Source organism: Streptomyces himastatinicus ATCC 53653, assembly GCF_000158915.1.
Taxonomy (GTDB): domain Bacteria; phylum Actinomycetota; class Actinomycetes; order Streptomycetales; family Streptomycetaceae; genus Streptomyces; species Streptomyces himastatinicus.
In genome coordinates this window covers 7003979-7020960 of record NZ_GG657754.1, presented here as the reverse complement: position 1 = coordinate 7020960, position 16982 = coordinate 7003979, and the positions used below count along the sequence as shown (strand labels likewise).

General features: G+C 70.3%; 13 protein-coding genes and 1 pseudogene. 6 read left to right on the top strand and 8 right to left on the bottom strand.

What is annotated here, in order from left to right; genetic code table 11:
- From SSOG_RS56480 to SSOG_RS29490, 3 genes and pseudogenes are all read right to left on the bottom strand, one after another.
- Positions 1-191, bottom strand: a pseudogene (locus SSOG_RS56480) (serine/threonine-protein phosphatase); the annotation flags it as partial.
- Positions 192-528: 337 nt separating this feature from the next.
- A complete protein-coding gene (locus SSOG_RS29495; protein ID WP_039938983.1) occupies positions 529-1338 on the bottom strand; it encodes an Fpg/Nei family DNA glycosylase in 810 nt (269 codons plus the stop codon).
- The gene (locus SSOG_RS29490) at positions 1338-1826 is read right to left on the bottom strand and encodes a ribose-5-phosphate isomerase (protein ID WP_009717918.1); all 489 of its coding nucleotides are present in this window, start codon (positions 1824-1826) and stop codon (positions 1338-1340) included. The genes SSOG_RS29495 and SSOG_RS29490 overlap by 1 nt, the downstream gene beginning before the upstream one ends.
- 182 nt (positions 1827-2008) lie before the next feature.
- Between SSOG_RS29490 and SSOG_RS29485 the strand changes: the two genes are divergently transcribed.
- Positions 2009-3442: an amino acid permease gene (locus SSOG_RS29485; RefSeq protein ID WP_009717917.1), complete on the top strand. Its 1434-nt coding sequence runs from the start codon at positions 2009-2011 to the stop codon at positions 3440-3442.
- Positions 3443-3511: 69 nt separating this feature from the next.
- Here SSOG_RS29485 and SSOG_RS29480 read toward each other — a convergent pair whose 3' ends face one another.
- Complete coding sequence (locus tag SSOG_RS29480) at positions 3512-4105, bottom strand: biotin transporter BioY (RefSeq protein WP_039938982.1); 594 nt, start codon at positions 4103-4105, stop codon at positions 3512-3514.
- Between the two features lie 267 nt (positions 4106-4372).
- On the opposite strand from SSOG_RS29480, the gene SSOG_RS29475 reads away from it, so the two are divergent.
- Positions 4373-5794, top strand: a complete 1422-nt coding sequence (locus SSOG_RS29475; protein ID WP_009717915.1) for an amino acid permease — start codon at positions 4373-4375, stop codon at positions 5792-5794.
- A gap of 7 nt (positions 5795-5801) precedes the next feature.
- Here the strand turns inward: SSOG_RS29475 and SSOG_RS29470 are convergent, their stop codons facing one another.
- Both SSOG_RS29470 and SSOG_RS29465 read right to left on the bottom strand, forming a co-directional pair.
- Positions 5802-7991: a tetratricopeptide repeat protein gene (locus tag SSOG_RS29470; RefSeq protein ID WP_009717914.1), complete on the bottom strand. Its 2190-nt coding sequence runs from the start codon at positions 7989-7991 to the stop codon at positions 5802-5804.
- The gene (locus tag SSOG_RS29465; RefSeq protein ID WP_009717913.1) at positions 7988-8413 is read right to left on the bottom strand and encodes a hypothetical protein; all 426 of its coding nucleotides are present in this window, start codon (positions 8411-8413) and stop codon (positions 7988-7990) included. The genes SSOG_RS29470 and SSOG_RS29465 overlap by 4 nt, the downstream gene beginning before the upstream one ends.
- Positions 8414-8553: 140 nt before the next feature.
- Between SSOG_RS29465 and SSOG_RS29460 the strand changes: the two genes are divergently transcribed.
- The gene (locus SSOG_RS29460; protein WP_009717912.1) at positions 8554-9192 is read left to right on the top strand and encodes a superoxide dismutase; all 639 of its coding nucleotides are present in this window, start codon (positions 8554-8556) and stop codon (positions 9190-9192) included.
- A gap of 93 nt (positions 9193-9285) precedes the next feature.
- Here the strand turns inward: SSOG_RS29460 and SSOG_RS29455 are convergent, their stop codons facing one another.
- On the bottom strand, positions 9286-9921 hold the full coding sequence (locus SSOG_RS29455) for a mycothiol-dependent nitroreductase Rv2466c family protein (protein ID WP_009717911.1): 636 nt from the start codon (positions 9919-9921) through the stop codon (positions 9286-9288).
- A gap of 163 nt (positions 9922-10084) precedes the next feature.
- Here SSOG_RS29455 and pepN point away from each other — a divergent pair, with 163 nt between their 5' ends.
- Together pepN and SSOG_RS29445 are read left to right on the top strand one after the other, a co-directional pair.
- The gene (pepN, locus tag SSOG_RS29450; protein ID WP_009717910.1) at positions 10085-12703 is read left to right on the top strand and encodes an aminopeptidase N; all 2619 of its coding nucleotides are present in this window, start codon (positions 10085-10087) and stop codon (positions 12701-12703) included.
- 122 nt (positions 12704-12825) lie between these two features.
- The gene (locus tag SSOG_RS29445) at positions 12826-13851 is read left to right on the top strand and encodes a hypothetical protein (protein WP_009717909.1); all 1026 of its coding nucleotides are present in this window, start codon (positions 12826-12828) and stop codon (positions 13849-13851) included.
- A gap of 20 nt (positions 13852-13871) precedes the next feature.
- On the opposite strand, the gene SSOG_RS29440 is transcribed toward SSOG_RS29445, so the two are convergent.
- A complete protein-coding gene (locus SSOG_RS29440; RefSeq protein WP_039938981.1) occupies positions 13872-15608 on the bottom strand; it encodes a TIGR03767 family metallophosphoesterase in 1737 nt (578 codons plus the stop codon).
- A gap of 324 nt (positions 15609-15932) precedes the next feature.
- On the opposite strand from SSOG_RS29440, the gene SSOG_RS29435 reads away from it, so the two are divergent.
- Positions 15933-16958 carry an aspartate-semialdehyde dehydrogenase gene (locus SSOG_RS29435; RefSeq protein WP_009717907.1) on the top strand — a complete coding sequence of 342 codons (1026 nt, stop codon included), beginning with the start codon at positions 15933-15935 and terminating at the stop codon, positions 16956-16958.
- The last annotated feature ends 24 nt before the right edge of the window (positions 16959-16982 follow it).

Sequence of the window (16982 nt, the reverse complement as noted above, 5' to 3'; positions counted from 1 at the left end):
GGGGCGCACCAGTCGGGGGTGGCGATGGTGCCGCAGGCGATGGCGGGGACGGCGAGGAGCAGCAGGGCGAGGGCGAGCCGGTCGGAGCCCTCGCCGCGGAAGTAGTCGACTCCGGCTTTGCGCACGCCTGTGCGAGCCCGGTGCAGAGCTTTGCGCATCCGGGCCATCGGAGTGTCCGCGCCGCCAGTCATTGCATCGGGACCCTACCCACCCGTTCGGACGCGCGTCGATTCGTGGCGCGTTGAACCACCCAGCCAGGGGGGCAATCGTAAGCGATATTCGCGCGCATGTACGGGAAACCGCTGCTGGGGATGGGGATATGAGCGCGGAGCCGGGGGTGCCCGATCGGCTGTTTGGGATGATTGGTACGGAAAGCTGGTACTCCCCCTCGGAGTCGTACCCCGGCCGCGAGAGAAATCCGCGTTCCGGCGGGAGTTGACCGAATGCGAACGCTTCCCCGGCACCTCGGACGGCGCGCCCTTCTGACGGAGCGTCGGGCGCCGCTGACGCGAAGGGCGGCCCGGTGCCCTACGACTGCTGGCAAGCGGGGCACCAGAACAGGTTCCGGGCGGCGAGACCGGCGGTGCGGATCTCACCGTCGCAGACGAGGCAGGGCTGCCCGGCCCGGCGGTAGACGTAGACCTCGCCGCCGTGGTCGTCGACGCGCGGCGGACGGCCCATGGCCTCGGGGGTGTGCTCGGGGCGGACGGTGTCGATCCGGTTGTTCCGTACGCCCTCGCGCATCAGCTCCGCGAGGTCGGACCAGATCGCGTCCCATTCGGCGCGGGCCAGCGCGCGGCCCGGGCGGTACGGGTCGATGCCGTGCCGGAACAGCACCTCGGCACGGTAGACGTTGCCGACGCCCGCGACGATCTTCTGGTCCATGAGCAGCGCGGCCACGCTGACCCGGCTGCGGGAGATCCGGGTCCAGGCGCCGTCGCCGTCGTCGTCGGGGCGCAGCGGATCGGGCCCGAGGCGGTCATGGATCGCCTGCTTCTCGGGGTCGGTGATCAGCGCGCAGGCGGTCGGCCCGCGCAGGTCCGCGTAGCCCCCGGGGCCCGCCAGGCGCAGCCGTACGGTCTCGGTGGGCGGCGGGGCGGGGGCCGGGCCGAAGGTGTACTTGCCGAAGAGCCCGAGGTGGACGTGGACCCAGCCGGTGGCCGCGAAGTCCAGGAAGAGGTGCTTGCCGTGCGCCTCGGCGTGCTGGAGCACCTGCCCGTCCACGAGGGCCGCCCCGTCGGCGAACTTGCCCTGGGGGCTGGTGGCACGGACGGGCCGGCCGCCGAACCTCTCGAGGTGGTCGGCGGCCAGTCGGTGGATGGTGTGCCCTTCGGGCATCAGTCGCCGGCGGGGTGGTGGGCCGGGATGGGCGGCAGGTCGCCGGTGGTCTCGTAGGCGGCGAGCATGTCGATGCGGCGGGTGTGCCGCTCCTCGCCCGAGTACGGGGTGGCCAGGAAGATCTCGACGAACTTGGTCGCCTCGTCCTGGGTGTGCATGCGCCCGCCGATGCTGATCACGTTGGCGTCGTTGTGCTCGCGCGCGAGGGCGGCGGTCTGCTCGCTCCAGGCCAGTGCGGCGCGTACGCCCTTGACCTTGTTCGCCGCGATCTGCTCGCCGTTGCCGGAGCCGCCGATCACGATGCCGAGGCTGTCGGCGTCGGCGGCGGTCCGCTCGGCGGCGCGCAGGCAGAACGGCGGGTAGTCGTCCTGGGCGTCGTAGATGTGCGGGCCGCAGTCGACGGGGTCATGACCGCCCGCCCGGAGCCACTCCACGAGGTGGTTCTTCAGTTCGTATCCGGCATGATCGGAGCCGAGGTACACGCGCATGCCCTGAGTGTGGCATGGCCGTGTCTTTCCCGCCGCGCCGGGTAGGCGCTCTGTGATTAGCACGCAACACCAAGGAACCTCATGGAAACCTCAAGTAACAATTTGAAATCGAAGGTTCACCTGTCGGTTCTCCTGAGATTCACTGGCGACGCTCCTATTCCGGAAGCAAAGGATCGAGCCATATGAGCACACAACCAGCGACCTCCCCCGACGGGCTCAAGGCCGGGCTCAAGAACCGCCACCTGTCCATGATCGCGATTGGCGGGGTGATCGGCGCCGGGCTGTTCGTCGGCTCCAGCGCCGGTATCGCCAAGGCAGGACCGGGCATCCTCGTCTCCTACGCACTCGTCGGCCTCATGGTCGTCCTCGTGATGCGCATGCTGGGCGAAATGGCGGCCGCGGACCCGACCTCCGGCTCCTTCTCCGCCTATGCCGACCGGGCGCTCGGCCGCTGGGCGGGCTTCTCGATCGGCTGGCTCTACTGGTTCTTCTGGGTCGTGGTGCTGGCGGTCGAGGCGACCGCCGGTGCCAAGATCCTGGAGGAGTGGTGGCCCTCCGTACCCCAGTGGGGCTGGGCGCTGATCGTGATGGTCGTGCTCACCGCCGCCAACCTGGTCTCGGTCTCCTCCTACGGTGAGTTCGAGTTCTGGTTCGCCGGGATCAAGGTCGTCGCGATCGCCGCCTTCATCGTCATCGGCGGGCTCGCGGTCTTCGGCCTCCTGCCCGGCTCCGAGAACGAGGGCGCGGGGCTGGCCCATCTGACCGACCACAGCGGCTTCCTGCCCAACGGTCCGGGCGCGATCCTCACCGGTGTGCTGCTGGTCGTCTTCTCCTTCATGGGCAGTGAGATCGTCACCCTGGCCGCCGGTGAGTCCGAGGACCCGCAGCGGGCCGTCTCCAAGGCCACCAACAGCGTGATCTGGCGTATCGCGGTCTTCTACCTGGGCTCGATCTTCGTCGTGGTCACCCTGCTGCCCTGGGACTCCAAGTCGATCACCAAGAACGGGTCGTACGTCGCCGCGCTCGAATCGATCGGCATCCCGCACGCCGGTCAGGTCATGAACGTCATCGTGCTGACCGCCGTGCTCTCCTGTCTCAACTCCGGCCTCTACACCGCCTCCCGGATGGCCTTCTCGCTCGGGCAGCGTGGGGACGCCCCGGCCTCGTTCGCGAAGACCACCGCGCGCGGTGTGCCGCAGGCCGCGATCCTCGGCTCGGTCGTCTTCGGCTTCGTCGCGGTCTGGTTCAACTACCAGTGGCCGGACACGGTCTTCGAGTTCCTGCTGAACTCCTCCGGCGCGGTCGCGCTCTTCGTCTGGCTGGTGATCTGCTTCACCCAGCTGCGGATGCGCGGCATCATCCTGCGCGAGAACCCGGACAAGCTCGTCGTCCGGATGTGGGGCTTCCCGTATCTGACCTGGGCGACCATCGGGATGATCTTGTTCGTGCTGGTCTACATGCTCACCGACGAGACCGGACGCGAGCAGGTGCTGCTGTCCACCGGGGCGGCGGCGCTCGTGGTGGTCATCGCGCTGGTCCGGGACAAGCTCGCCGGGCCCAGGCCGGTCGCCGCGGCCCAGGCCTCCTCCAAGGAGTCCGAGTCCGTGGCCCCGTAGCCTCCGGCACCGGATATGTACAAGGGCGGGCTGGAGGACCAGCCCGCCCTTGTGCGTTCCGGGTGGCGCTCAGCCGCGGCGGCCCACCAGCTTCCAGGCGGCCGGCAGCGCGCCCATCGCCAGCGCGGCCTTCAGGGCGTCCCCGACCAGGAACGGGGTCAGACCGGCGGCCACCGCCTGGCCGAGGGAGAGGTCCGCGGCCAGCGCCAGGTACGGAACGCCGATCGCGTAGATGATCGCGGAGCCGACCGCCATGGTGCCCACCGTGCGCAGCGCGCCCCGGTCACCGCCGCGCCGCGCCAGCGCGCCCACCACGGTCGCGGCGAGCAGCATGCCCAGCACATAGCCGAAGGACGGCATGGCGGCACCGGAGTCGCCCTCGGCGAACCAGGGCATGCCCGCCATCCCGGCCAGCGCGTACAGCGCGAGCGACAGGAAGCCCCGGCGGGCCCCGAGCGAGGTGCCCACCAGCAGCGCGGCGAACGTCTGGCCGGTCACCGGCACCGGCGAGCCGGGCACGGGCACCGAGATCTGCGCGGCGAGGCCGGTGAGCACGGCGCCGCCCACGACGAGCGCGGTGTCACGGGCGAGAACGCGCCGCGCGGGGAAGACCGCGTCGGCGAGGACCGTACCGGTCGAGGCGGCGGCAGAAACAGTGCTCATCAGCGGAACTCCGAGGTCGGAAGGCGGTGGACTACGCGACGGTAACCCGGCCTGGAGCGGCCGCACACCATCGGATGACCACAAAGGCCGGGCCCCGCGCTTGGCGGCTTCGGCAGATTGCCGCACAGATTGGCGCGATACGGAGCGTGACCATCATGTCCGATATCCAGAAAAGTTTGACATCAATGTTGTCCTGATCGGACGCACACCTCACACTGGGGGCGTTTTGCATCCGCCCGCCCCTCACACAAGGGACAGAGACCAGCCATGAACCCGACACCTGCGTCCCCCGCGCCGCAGAGCGGCACGAAGGCGACCGACGCGGGCGCGGACGCCTCGCCGCCGCTCTCGCACGGCCTCAAGCAGCGCCATCTGTCGATGATCGCCCTCGGTGGGGTCATCGGCGCCGGACTGTTCGTCGGCTCCGGGGCCGGAATCGCCGCCGCCGGGCCGTCGATCATCCTCGCCTACGCGCTCTCCGGGCTGCTCGTGATGCTCGTGATGCGGATGCTCGGCGAGATGTCGGCGGCCAACCCGGCCTCCGGTTCGTTCTCCGTGCACGCCGAGCGCTCGATAGGCCCGTGGGCCGGATTCACCGTCGGCTGGATGTTCTGGACGCTGCTGTGCGTGGGCATCGCCGCCGAGGCGATCGGCGCGGCCGGGATCATGGTCCACTGGTTCCCGGGCACCGACTCCTGGATGTGGGTCGCCGTCTTCATGGCGATCTTCTGCGGCACCAACCTCGCGGCCGTCAGCAACTTCGGCGAGTTCGAGTTCTGGTTCGCCGCGCTGAAGATCGCCGCGATCTCCGTCTTCCTCATCCTCGGCGTCCTCGCCATCGTCGGCGCCCTCCCCGGCACCGACGCCCCCGGCGGCAGCAACCTCACCGGCGAGGGCGGCTTCATGCCCAACGGCTCGAACGGCCTCGTCGTCGGCCTACTGGCCTCCGTCTTCGCCTACGGCGGCCTGGAGACGGTGACGATCGCGGCGGCCGAGTCCGAGAACCCGGTCAAGAGCGTCGCCGGCGCCGTGCGCACCGCGATGTGGCGCATCGCCCTCTTCTACGTCGGCTCGATGGTCGTCGTGGTCACGGTCATCCCGTGGAACGACAAGTCGGTCGTCAAGGACGGCCCGTACGTGGCGGTCCTCGACCACCTCGACATCCCCGCGGCCGGCAACATCATGAACGTCATCGTGCTGATCGCCCTGCTCTCCGCGATGAACGCCAACATCTACGGCGCCTCCCGCATGTCCTACTCCCTCGTCGTCCGCGGCGAGGGCCCCGCCGTCCTCGGCCGCGTCTACGGCGGCGTCCCCCGCCTCACCGTGCTCGCCTCGTCCTTCTTCGGCTTCGTCGCGGTGCTGCTGAGCTACTGGTGGCCGGACACCATCTTCAAGTGGCTCCTCAACATGGTCGGCGCCGCGGTGCTGGTCGTCTGGGCCTTCATCGCCGTCTCCCAGCTCGTGATGCGCCGCCGCCTCCAGCGCGAGGCCCCCGAGAAGCTGGTGGTCAAGATGTGGCTCTTCCCGTACCTGACCTACGTCGCCCTGGCCGCCACCGTCGCCGTCCTGCTGCTGATGCTCCGCGAGGACGACACCAGCACCCAGCTGTACTTCACCATCGGCCTGACCGCGGTGCTCGCCCTCATCGGCTACGCGCGGCAGAAGGCGGTGGCTGGGCGGCACTGACGGTAGGTCAGGGCTGGGCTTCGGCCTGCCAGCGGGCCAGCTCCGCACGGTTGTCCACGACGAACGGGTGCTCAGGGCCGAGCACCCGTTCGCGACGCTCGATGAGCTCCTGGACTGCGGAGATGGCCTTGTCCAAGTCGCCCAGCCCGTGTGCGACCCGAGAAGTGAGGCTCAACTCGGCGAGAGTCAGCGGGTGGTCGTGTCCCTGGAGGCGGATGCGATCCGCCAGCACACGACGGGCCACTGGTTCAGCTTCGGCGAATCGCCCGAACACCCGCAGCCCATCGCCGTAATCGTGGTGGGCCATGACGGTCGTGAGGTGATCGGGCGGCAGAAAGCGCTCACAGTCCTCGATGACACGGGCCTCTTCATCAAATTTCTCCGCGTCGCCGAGCTGCGGCAGGACCTCAAGGAGCGTGACCCGGCTGAACAGTGTCTCAGCAGAATCCTCACCGAGCACCCTTCGCTGTCCGTCGATTGCCCGACGCAGCCAGTAAGCGGCTTCCTCCTCGCTACCGGGCAGGCAGAGCGGAAAGAACAGAGCGACGCAGCTACGCAGTGTGTCCGGGTGATCTGGGCCAAGGATCCGCTCACGGCTCTCCAGGACCTTCCTCAGCAAAGCTTCGGACTCGGCGTACCGCCCCAGGCGGAACAGTGCTTGCCCAACCACGGTCCACGCACTCAGGACCAGAGGGTGCCCCTCCCTCAGAAGTTGCTGCACCTTGTCGGCGATAGTCCGGGAAGTAGCCAGCGCTACCGCGTACTCCCCCGCTTCATACACCTGCTGTGCGACACGCACGGCGAGTTGGGCCGTTGTCTCCGCCGGAGCCATGTGGAACAAACGGGACGCATGCGGGACCAGCAGCCGCAACTCGGAGCGTGCTTCGGCCGACGTGTCATCCTCCGGCGGCAGCGCCGCATCCAGCAGGCGGCCCGCCGCCTCGGCCAGCGGCTCACTCTCGCCCCTAGGAATGCCGACGGCCACGCTGTCCAACAGGACTCCATGGGCCTCTACGCACCGCCTACCATTCACTCGGACCATGCCGATCAGCGAGTGGTCCAGCAGTCCGCGCAGGGCGGGCTCGACCTGACCGGCCGTGAGCGGTGGGTCGAGATGACCGAGGTCGATCTCTCCTCGTGCCACCGGCATGAGCAATGACACCGGCACCGGATCCGACGCCCAGCACGACAGCAGCCGCAGCAGCGTCGTCGCCTCGGGCAGGCCCTGTCCGGCGAGGGCGTCCAGGGACAACTGCCAGGTGCGGCCGACGAGATGGCGGGACTGGCTGCTGCCGGTGCCCGCCGCGCCCTGGTCGACAAGTGCCGTCGAGTCCTCGCTCAGCTTGCGGTCGTACTCGTCCATCGACCACGACTCCAGGAGTTGATGCGACAGATGGGAGCCGGCCAGCGTGAGGGCGAGCGGGAGGCAGCCCAGCCGCTGTGCCACCTTTCGCGCCGAATCGGCGGTGCCCGCTTCGGGGGCCAGGTCGCACAGGACCTGGGCCGCGTCGTCCAGGGGCAGGACCCCCAGGGAGTAGCGCACCACCCCCGGCCCCCGCCACAGCGGCGAGTTCGCGTGCCGGGTGGTCACCAGGACCGTGCCGAGCGGGCTGGTGCGCAGCCAGCCGCCGTCCTCGAGGACGCTCGGATCGTCGGCGTTGTCCAGGACCAGCAGCCAGCGCTGGGCGGAGTGGTCCAGGTAGTGCCACACCAGGTCCGCCGCGGCACGCTGGCCGCTGGACGCGGCGGCCAGCTCTCCGGTGGTCGCGCCGCGGTCCGCCGCCACGGCGAGCATGCCCGCGCGCAGCGAGATCCGCTCGGAGGCGTTGACCCACAGCCCGACGTACCCGTGGTCTCGTACGGCCTCGGTGAACAGCGCGTAGGCGACCGCGGTCTTTCCGCAGCCGCCCAGGCCGTGGAGGACGTGTACGTCGCCGCCGGGCCCGGAGACGGCCGCTCGTAACCGCTCCATGAGGTCGGCGCGGTCGCGCAGTACGCCCGGCGCGCGGCCGACGAGCGGCACGCGGACAGAGTCGGGAGCGGTCATGCCCCGGTGGGCAGTCGAGGCCGATTCGAGCAGCGGCCCCGCACCCGGCTCGTAGTGGTGATGATGCTCCTCGATGTACTGGTCACCACCGGTCTGGAAGACCCGGCCCTGGCCAGATGCGCGGCCGTCGATGTGTCCCGGCTCCCTCATCGCTCGGTGATGTGCTGGTCACGACCCGCCTGGTAGACCCGGCCGCTGCCGGACGCCTCGGCCTTCATGTGGATCTCGCCGACGGAGTGCGGCGGCGATTCGGGGAGGGCGGGGCTCAGCTCGTCCAGGATGCGGCGCAGCTCGTCCGCCACCTCCGGCTGGGCCAGCAGCAGTCGGCGGACCCGGCCCTGCCATTCGGCGGCCAGTTCGGATTCGGAGTCCTCGTCGCCTGCCTCCCGTGCGAGGAGCAGATCGGCGCGCCCGGCCTCGTACTCCTCGGCGATGCCGTCGGCCCTGGCGGGCTGGAAGCGGCGCCAGAGGCCGACCATGCCGTCGCGGGCCGACTCCCAGGCGCTGGTGGCCATCAGCGTGACCATCGTGGTGCCCGCCGTTCTGGCGAGATCGGCGATCTGCGGATCCATGCCCTACCCCCTTCGAGCGGCCTTCGATCATAGGCCACCGCCCCTCGACGGCACAGGTCACGCGACCCCCTGCGCCGCACCCTTACTGGTGATAACGTGCACTTGCAAGTGATGTGCAATAAGCGTCCGGAGGGCTTGGCATGGCCATCTACACACTTCCTGAACTTCCGTACGACTACTCGGCGCTGGCCCCGGTCATCAGCCCCGAGATCATCGAGCTGCATCACGACAAGCACCACGCCACGTACGTCAAGGGCGCGAACGACACGCTGGAGCAGCTCGCGGAGGCGCGGGACAAGGATCAGTGGGGGGCGCTCAACGGGTTGGAGAAGAACCTGGCCTTCCATCTGTCGGGCCACATCCTGCACAGCATCTACTGGACCAACATGACCGGTGACGGGGGTGGCGAGCCGCTGGAGAAGGACGGGGTGGGCGAGCTGGCCGATGCCATCGCCGAGTACTTCGGGTCCTTCGACCGGTTCAAGGCGCAGCTGTCCAAGGCGGCGGCGACCACCCAGGGGTCGGGGTGGGGTGTGCTGGCGTACGAGCCGGTGAGCGGGCGGCTGGTGGTGGAGCAGGTGTACGACCACCAGGGGAACGTGGGGCAGGGCTCGGTGCCGATCCTGGTCTTCGACGCCTGGGAGCACGCCTTCTATCTCCAGTACAAGAACCAGAAGGTGGACTTCATCGAGGCCATGTGGAGGGTCGTCAACTGGCAGGATGTCGCCCGCCGGTACACGGCGGCGAAAGAGCGTGCCCACAACCTCCTGCTCACGTGATCGTCTTCTCAACCTTCACGGGCAGGCGGAAAACAGGGCCCCCGCGCGGTCGAGTCGCGCGGGGGCCCTGCCGTATCGGGGTGGTGGTCCGGGTCAGTCGAAGATCGGGCCCACCGTGCGGGTGCGCTTGATCTCGTAGAAGCCGGGGATCGCGGCGACCATCAGGGTGCCGTCCCAGAGCTGGGCGGCGGCGTCGCCCTTGGGAGCGGGGGTGACGACCGGGCCGAAGAAGGCGATCTGCTCGCCGTCCGAGCCGGGGACGGCGATGACCGGGGTGCCGACCTCCTGGCCGACCAGGTCGATGCCCGCCTTGTGGGAGGCGCGCAGCTCGGTGTCGTAGGCGTCGGAGTCGGCCGCGTCCGCGAGGTCGGCGGGCAGCCCGGCCTCCTCCAGGGCGGCGACGATCGTCTCGCGGTTCTTCTCCAGGCCCTGGTTGTGGAAGCGGGTGCCGAGGGCGGTGTAGAGCGGGCCGAGGACATCGCTGCCGTGCTTCTGCTCGGCGGCTATGCAGACCCGGACCGGGCCCCAGGCGGTCTTCATCAGCTCCTGGTACTTCTCGGGGAGCTCGTCCAGCTTGGGCTCGTTGAGCACGGCCAGGCTCATCACATGCCAGCGCACCTCGACCGGGCGCACCTTTTCCACCTCGAGCATCCAGCGCGAGGTCATCCAGGCCCACGGACACAGCGGATCGAACCAGAAGTCGGCGGGAGTCTTAGCGGTCTCGGTCACGGTCTCTCCTCGGACGGGCACGCGCGGATAAAGAGGTATCGGGGGTTGTCTCGTACGGACAACGTGGCCGGGCCCGGAGACCATTCCCCGATGCCGGGTGTCAGTGCCGCGTGACATGATTCCCGCTGTCCGAATGGCGAGAGGGACCCGAGGGAGCCGCTACGTGCCCGGTGAGAACCTGACCCGTGAAGAAGCCCGCGAGCGGGCGAGGCTGCTGTCGGTGGACGCGTACGACGTGGCCCTCGATCTGCGGTCCGCGGTCGGGGCGGATACCGGTCCGGGGCCGCGCACCTTCCGCTCGACGACGACCGTGCGCTTCCGCTGCACCGAGCCGGGGGCCGCGTCCTTCGCCGACCTGGTGGCGCCCGAGGTCGTGGCGGTGACGCTCAACGGGCGGGAGCTGGACCCGGCGGCCGTCTTCGACGGGACCCGGATCGCCCTGGAGGGGCTCGCCGGGGAGAACGAGCTGGTGGTGGACGCGCGGTGCGCCTACAGCCGCACGGGCGAGGGGCTGCACCGCTTCGTGGACCCCGAGGACGGCGAGGTGTACCTGTACACCCAGTACGAGCCTGCCGACGCCCGCCGCGTCTTCGCCAACTTCGAACAGCCCGACCTGAAGGCGCCGTTCACCTTCTCGGTGACCGCCCCCGCGGGCTGGAGGGTGCTGAGCAACGGGACGGCCGACGGCGTCGAGCCGTCCGGTGATGGTGACGGGGCCGCGACCACCCGTTTCGCCCCGACCCTGCCCATCTCAACGTACATCACGGCCGTCGTCGCGGGCCCGTACCACTACGTGAGCGATCGGTACCGCCGCACCCAGCCGGACGGCTCGGTGCTGGAGATCCCACTCGGCGCGCTGTGCCGCAAGGGGCTCGCCAAGCACTTCGACGCGGACGACATCTTCACCGTCACCAAGCAGGGCCTGGACTTCTTCCACGACCACTTCGACTATCCGTACCCCTTCGGGAAGTACGACCAGGCGTTCGTGCCGGAGTACAACATCGGCGCGATGGAGAACCCGGGGTGCGTGACCTTCCGCGAGGAGTTCATCTTCCGCGGCAAGGTGACCCAGGCGTCGTACGAGCACCGGGCGACGGTCATCCTGCACGAGATGGCGCACATGTGGTTCGGCGATCTCGTGACCATGGAGTGGTGGGACGACCTGTGGCTCAAGGAGTCGTTCGCCGACTTCATGGGGGCCTTCGCGCTGGTCGGGGCGACCCGCTTCACCGACGGCTGGATCACCTTCGCCAACCGCCGCAAGTCCTGGGCGTACCGGGCCGACCAGCTGCCGTCCACCCATCCGGTCACGGCCGACATCCGGGACCTGGAGGACGCCAAGCTCAACTTCGACGGGATCACGTACGCCAAGGGCGCGTCCGTGCTCAAGCAGCTGGTGGCCTACGCCGGGCAGGACGCCTTCCTGGAGGGCTCCCGCCGGTACTTCAAGCGGCACGCCTTCGGCAACACCCGGCTGGCCGATCTGCTGGCGGTGCTCACCGAGACCTCCGGCCGGGACATGGCGGCCTGGTCACGGGCCTGGCTGGAGACCGCGGGCGTCAATGTGCTCACCCCGCAGGCCGTCTATGACGCCGGGGGGCACATCACCGAGCTGGCCGTCCTCCAGGAGGCCGGGTCCGACACTCATCCCACGCTGCGCCCGCACCGGGTCGCGGTCGGGCTGTACCGGAACGCGGCTGCCGGGGAGCGCGCCGGGGCGCTGGTGCGGTACGCCCGCGCCGAGGTGGACGTCGACGGTCCCCGTACGGTCGTCACCGGGCTGACCGGGGCGGAGCGGCCCGATCTGATCCTGGTCAACGACGAGGACCTCACCTACTGCAAGATCCGCTTCGACGAGGTCTCGCTGGACACCCTGCGCGAACACCTGGGCAAGCTGAGCGACCCCCTCGCCCGCGCGCTGTGCTGGTCCGCGCTGTGGAACCTCACCCGGGACGGGCTGATGCCCGCCCGCGACTACCTCGCGCTGGTGGAGCGGTTCGCCGGGGCGGAGACCGACATCGGCGTGCTCCAGATGGTCCAGGCGTGGGCGCAGTCGGCGCTGCATCACTACAGCGCGCCGGAGCGCCGTGCGGAGGCCGGTAGCCGCATCGCCGAGGGCGCGCTGCGCGAGCTGCGGCTCGCCGCTCCGGGCAGCGGACACCAGCTCGCCTGGGCGCGGTTCTTCGCCCAGGTCGCCTCCGCCGACACCGAGCTGCGGATGCTGCGCGGGCTGCTGGACGGCTCGGCCCGGATCGACGGGCTCGATGTGGACCAGGAGCTGCGCTGGACGTTCCTGGCGTCGCTCGCGGCGCAGGATGAGGCCGACGAGAAGGCGATCGCGGCGGAGCTGTCCCGCGACGACACCGCGTCCGGCAAGCGCCATCAGGTGCGCCTCCTGGCCGCCCGCCCCTCGGCCGCGGTCAAGGCCGAGGCGTGGGCGGCGGTGATGGACACCGACCGGCTCTCGAACGCGCTGGTGGAGGCCACCATCGCGGGCTTCGACCAGCCGAACCAGCGCGAGCTGCTCGCCCCGTACGCACCGCGCTACTTCGAGGCGATCGAGCGCATCTGGCAGGAGCGGTCGATCGAGATCGCCATGGCGATCGTGCGCGGGCTGTTCCCGTCCACGCAGGGCGACGCCACCACCCTGGCGGCGGCCGACGCCTGGCTGACCGGTCACCCGGAGGCGCCGCCCGCGCTGCGGCGGCTGGTGCTGGAGTCCCGCGACGACCTCGCGCGGACCCTGCGCGGGCAGGAGTGCGACGCGCGGGCCGCCGGATGACCGACCGCGGCGGGGGCCCTTTCGGCATTCGAACTGCCGTACTTTAGTGCGGTGTTGTCCGGTTTTGTCGACGGTTCTGTCACAGCGGTGAGCGGGGTGGAGCGGGCGGGAATGGCGGGGTCATGAACCACAACACACCGCTGTCGCCCCGCCCGCTCCACCACCTCTCGGACGCCCGCCGCCGGGTCCTGACGACGCATCAGCTGCGGGACCACGGCGTGACGGCGGCCCAGACCGCCGAGCGCTGCCGGGCCGGTGGCCCCTGGCAGCGGATCCTGCCGGGCGTCCATCTCCTGCACCCGGGCCCGCCGACCGGCGAGGAGAGGCTGTACGCGGCGCTGCTGTACACCGCGAGCCGCGGCCAGGCGGGCGGCGGTGACGGATCGGCGGGGGACGCCCCGTACGGCGAGGCGATGATCACCGGGCTCGCGGCCCTCGCCCTGCACCATTTCTCCTCCGCTCCCCCGCTGGCCTCCCTCGACCTCTCTTACGTCCTCGTGCCGCGCGCCCGGCGGCTGCGCTCCACCGGCTTCGTGCGCTTCGTCCGCGCCCACCCCCTCCCGTCGCCGCAGGAGCGCGCCGGGATGCCCATCGCCCCGGTCGGCCGGGCGCTGGCCGACGCGGTCGCCCGGCTCTCCGACGCGGAGACGGTGCGCGCGCTGCTCACCGAGTCCGTGCGCCAGGGGCACTGCGACGCCGCGGCCGTGGTCACGGAGCTGAGCGGGGCCCGGCTGCTGTCCCGGCCGCATGTGGTCGACGCCGTGGACGCGCTGCTCGCCGAGGGGCGGGCCATCGCCGAGGGACGGCTGTACGACATGGTGCGCGGCTACGACCTGCCCGAACCGCTGTGGAACGTCGAGCTGCGGCTGCCGGGCGGGCCCGCGCTCGGCGGGGTGGACGCGTACTGGCGGGACCAGGGCGTCGCGCTGGAGATCGACGCCCGGGCGCCGCGCCACGGCGGGCCGGTCCCGGGCACCGCCCAGGCCCGGCGGCGCGAGCATCTGGAGGATATGGGCATCACGGTCGTGCGCGTCACGCCCAAGCGGCTCCGGGAGGGCCTGGAGGAGCAGGCCGCGGTGGTCCGTACGGCGCTGATCGCGTCGGCCGACCGGGGCCCGGCCCCCCAGGTGATGCTCCTGCCGCGCTGATCCTCGAGCAGCCATACCCGTCAGGGCTTGCGCAGCAGCAGCTCGGTGTTGCGGTCGTCCGGGTCACCGGCGAGGGTCTGGCTGGCGCCGGGCGCGTTGAAGGCCAGTTCGCGGTAGAGCGCGGCGAGCCCGGTCTGCGACAGATCCTCGAAGTCGGTGCGGCGCGGGGCGGCCGCCTCGATGAGCGTGGTGAACAGGGACAGCGTGCCGTCGTGGTTGTCCACGACCTCGATCACCCGGGCCAGCTGGGGGAAGTCGACGTGGGAGGCGGTGGTGATCTCCCAGAAGGTGTCGTGCGGCGTGATCTCGTTCTGGTGGCTGTGGCCGTTGATCCAGGCCAGCACGTGGGGGTGCGCCTTGAAGAGGGAGACCACCTCGTCGCCGCCGTGCCGGGCCTCACCGGGGCGGGCCGGGTCGGCGTTCATGTTGTCCATGCTGTCGCTGTAGTGGTGGCTGTAGACGATGACGTAGTCGTCCTTGTGCTCCTTCAGCGTCCTCTCCAGCCACTTCAGCTGGGCGGTGCCGATCGAGCCGGTGTAGTGGCCGCCCGGGTCGGTGGTGTCCAGGCTGATGCCGATGACGTTCTCGGAGATCCGGAACGAGTAGTAGAGGGTGCCCTCTTCGAGGTTGTCCTTGGTGTAGCCGTGGCCGACCGGGCCCGGACCGGCGGCCAGCGGGTCGAGGTGGGCGGCGAGGTACTCCTTCTGGGTGAAGGGCGCGCGGCGCTCGTCCGGGGTGACCGTGCGCATCTCCTTGGCGTGCGCCTCCACCAGGGCCTTCATGTCGACGCCCTTGGGGTCGGCGCCCTTGCGCTGGCCCTTGTAGATCGCCGCGGCCTCGTCGCCCGGGATGAGCTGGAGCTTCCGCTTGCCGGTCGCGATGTCCGCGATGTAGTCGGCGCCGAACGAGTAGACGCCGCCCGCCAGATCGTCGTGGTTACCGATGGTCGAGTACCACGGCAGCCGCAGCCCGGGGCTGTTGACGGTGCGCAGGGCGGCGTCGAGGAAGCCCTCGATGCGCGGGAAGCCGAGCTGCTTGTCGGAGTCGCGCAGCTCCTGCTCGGGGTGCCAGAACTCCTTGAGCCCGCTGTTCTGCACGCCCTCGTAGTGGCGCGGATCGCCGGTGTTGGGGGTGATCCGGCCGCCGTTCATGGCGGTGAGGAACCAGTCCAGCTCGATCTTCGAGTTGTTGTCGGTGTTGTCACCGGTGGTCATCACGAAGGAGAGCGGGGCGCCGGTGGCCGGGCCGCCGCGCAGCCCGTTGACCCGCTCGATGAGGGAGGCGAGGCCCACGACGGTGAGCGCCTCGTGGGGGCGCCAGGCGCCGGTGCGGCCGGAGCGCAGGAACTCGTAGCGCAGCGGGTGCTGAACGTCCGCCAGGTGCATGTCCGTCAGCTGGACGAACGAGGCGATGGCGGTGCGCCGGTCCTCCCGGCCCGCCTTGGCGCCGGTGATGTCGGTGCGTATCCGGCGGTCCCAGGCCGGGCCGTCGCCGAGGCGCCGGTAGCCCTCGGTGCCGGTGATCGGCGCGGAGAACGTCTCCAGCGTGGTACCGGCGTCGGAGGGGGCGGCGGGCGCCTGGGCCACCCTGCGTCCCACGGTGCGTGCCGTGGCGGGTGACGAGGCCTTTGCCGATCCGCTGCCGGGCCCGAAGGCGATGCCGAGGCCTGCCGTGGCGCCGGTGGCTGCCGCGGCGGTGAGAAAGGTGCGACGGTCGAGCGCGGCGACCGCGGAGGCGGCGGACCGTATGCGGGACATGCGCGATCTCTCCCCGAGTGATTCGCGAAGCGGGTGGACAGCGGCGGCTGTCCTCACCTCGGATCGTTGGCATCGGGGATGGCCTGGGAGTGAACGACGTGGCAACGCCGGTCGCCGATCTCCTCACGTCGATCTTCGTGAAGAAAACGGCCATCACGCCCTCGTGAACAGGAATTCTTCCGCTCACTTCGTGTTCACTCGCGCGGGAAGCCCGGAGAGTCCTGACCAGTGCGACATTGGTCACGGAAGGGTTACGGCGACGCCTGAGACACTGGCCGGAGGGGTAGGGGCGGCTGAGAGACACGACTGAGGAAAAGGGTTCATATGAGGATCGGAATCGTCGGAGCGACCGGCCAGGTCGGCGGAGTGATGCGGAGGATACTCGCCGAGCGCGACTTCCCCGCCGACCAGCTGAGGCTGTTCGCATCCGCCCGTTCCGCAGGGCGCACGCTCCCCTGGGGCGGCACCGAGGTGACCGTCGAGGACGCGGCCACGGCCGACTACTCCGGCCTGGACATCGTGCTGTTCTCGGCGGGCGGCGCCACCTCCCGCGCGCTGGCCGAGAAGGTCGCCTCGCAGGGCCCGGTCGTGATCGACAACTCGTCCGCCTGGCGCATGGACCCCGACGTTCCGCTGGTCGTCTCCGAGGTCAACCCGCATGCGGCGGTGCAGCGCCCCAAGGGCATCATCGCCAACCCGAACTGCACCACCATGGCCGCCATGCCGGTGCTGCGCCCGCTGCACCGGGAGGCGGGGCTGACCGCGCTGGTCGCCACCACCTACCAGGCCGTCTCCGGCTCCGGGCTCTCCGGCGTCGCGGAGCTGGACAACCAGCTCCGCAAGGGCACCGAGCGGGCGGCCGAGCTGACCCACGACGGTTCGGCGGTCGACCTCCCCGAGCCTGAGGTCTACGCGCGCCCGATCGCGTACAACGTGCTCCCGCTGGCCGGGAAGATCGTCGAGGACGGGCGGCTGGAGACCGACGAGGAGCAGAAGCTCCGCAACGAGAGCCGCAAGATCCTGGAGATCCCGGACCTGAAGGTCTCCGGCACCTGCGTCCGGGTCCCGGTCTTCACCGGCCACTCGATCCAGGTGAACGCCCGCTTCGAGCGGCCGATCAGCGTGGAGCGGGCCGTGGAGCTGCTGGCCGGCGCCCCGGGCGTGGCCCTCAGCGACATCCCGACCCCGCTCCAGGCCGCGGGCCAGGACCCGAGCTTCGTGGGCCGGATCCGGGTGGACGAGACGGTCGAGAACGGTCTCGCGCTGTTCCTGTCCAACGACAACCTGCGCAAGGGCGCGGCGCTGAACGCGGTGCAGATCGCCGAGCTGGTGGCGGCCGACCTCAGCTGACGCCCACACCTGCCCAAAGGGGGG

Excerpts from the sequence above, each read along its gene's own strand:
- SSOG_RS29495 (WP_039938983.1), bottom strand. The coding sequence starts at position 1,338 with ATGCCCGAAGGGCACACCATCCACCGACTGGCCGCCGACCACCTCGAG.
- SSOG_RS29490 (WP_009717918.1), bottom strand. The coding sequence starts at position 1,826 with ATGCGCGTGTACCTCGGCTCCGATCATGCCGGATACGAACTGAAGAAC.
- SSOG_RS29485 (WP_009717917.1), top strand. The coding sequence starts at position 2,009 with ATGAGCACACAACCAGCGACCTCCCCCGACGGGCTCAAGGCCGGGCTC.
- SSOG_RS29480 (WP_039938982.1), bottom strand. The coding sequence starts at position 4,105 with ATGAGCACTGTTTCTGCCGCCGCCTCGACCGGTACGGTCCTCGCCGAC.
- SSOG_RS29475 (WP_009717915.1), top strand. The coding sequence starts at position 4,373 with ATGAACCCGACACCTGCGTCCCCCGCGCCGCAGAGCGGCACGAAGGCG.
- SSOG_RS29470 (WP_009717914.1), bottom strand. The coding sequence starts at position 7,991 with ATGAGGGAGCCGGGACACATCGACGGCCGCGCATCTGGCCAGGGCCGG.
- SSOG_RS29465 (WP_009717913.1), bottom strand. The coding sequence starts at position 8,413 with ATGGATCCGCAGATCGCCGATCTCGCCAGAACGGCGGGCACCACGATG.
- SSOG_RS29460 (WP_009717912.1), top strand. The coding sequence starts at position 8,554 with ATGGCCATCTACACACTTCCTGAACTTCCGTACGACTACTCGGCGCTG.
- SSOG_RS29445 (WP_009717909.1), top strand. The coding sequence starts at position 12,826 with ATGAACCACAACACACCGCTGTCGCCCCGCCCGCTCCACCACCTCTCG.
- SSOG_RS29440 (WP_039938981.1), bottom strand. The coding sequence starts at position 15,608 with ATGTCCCGCATACGGTCCGCCGCCTCCGCGGTCGCCGCGCTCGACCGT.
- SSOG_RS29435 (WP_009717907.1), top strand. The coding sequence starts at position 15,933 with ATGAGGATCGGAATCGTCGGAGCGACCGGCCAGGTCGGCGGAGTGATG.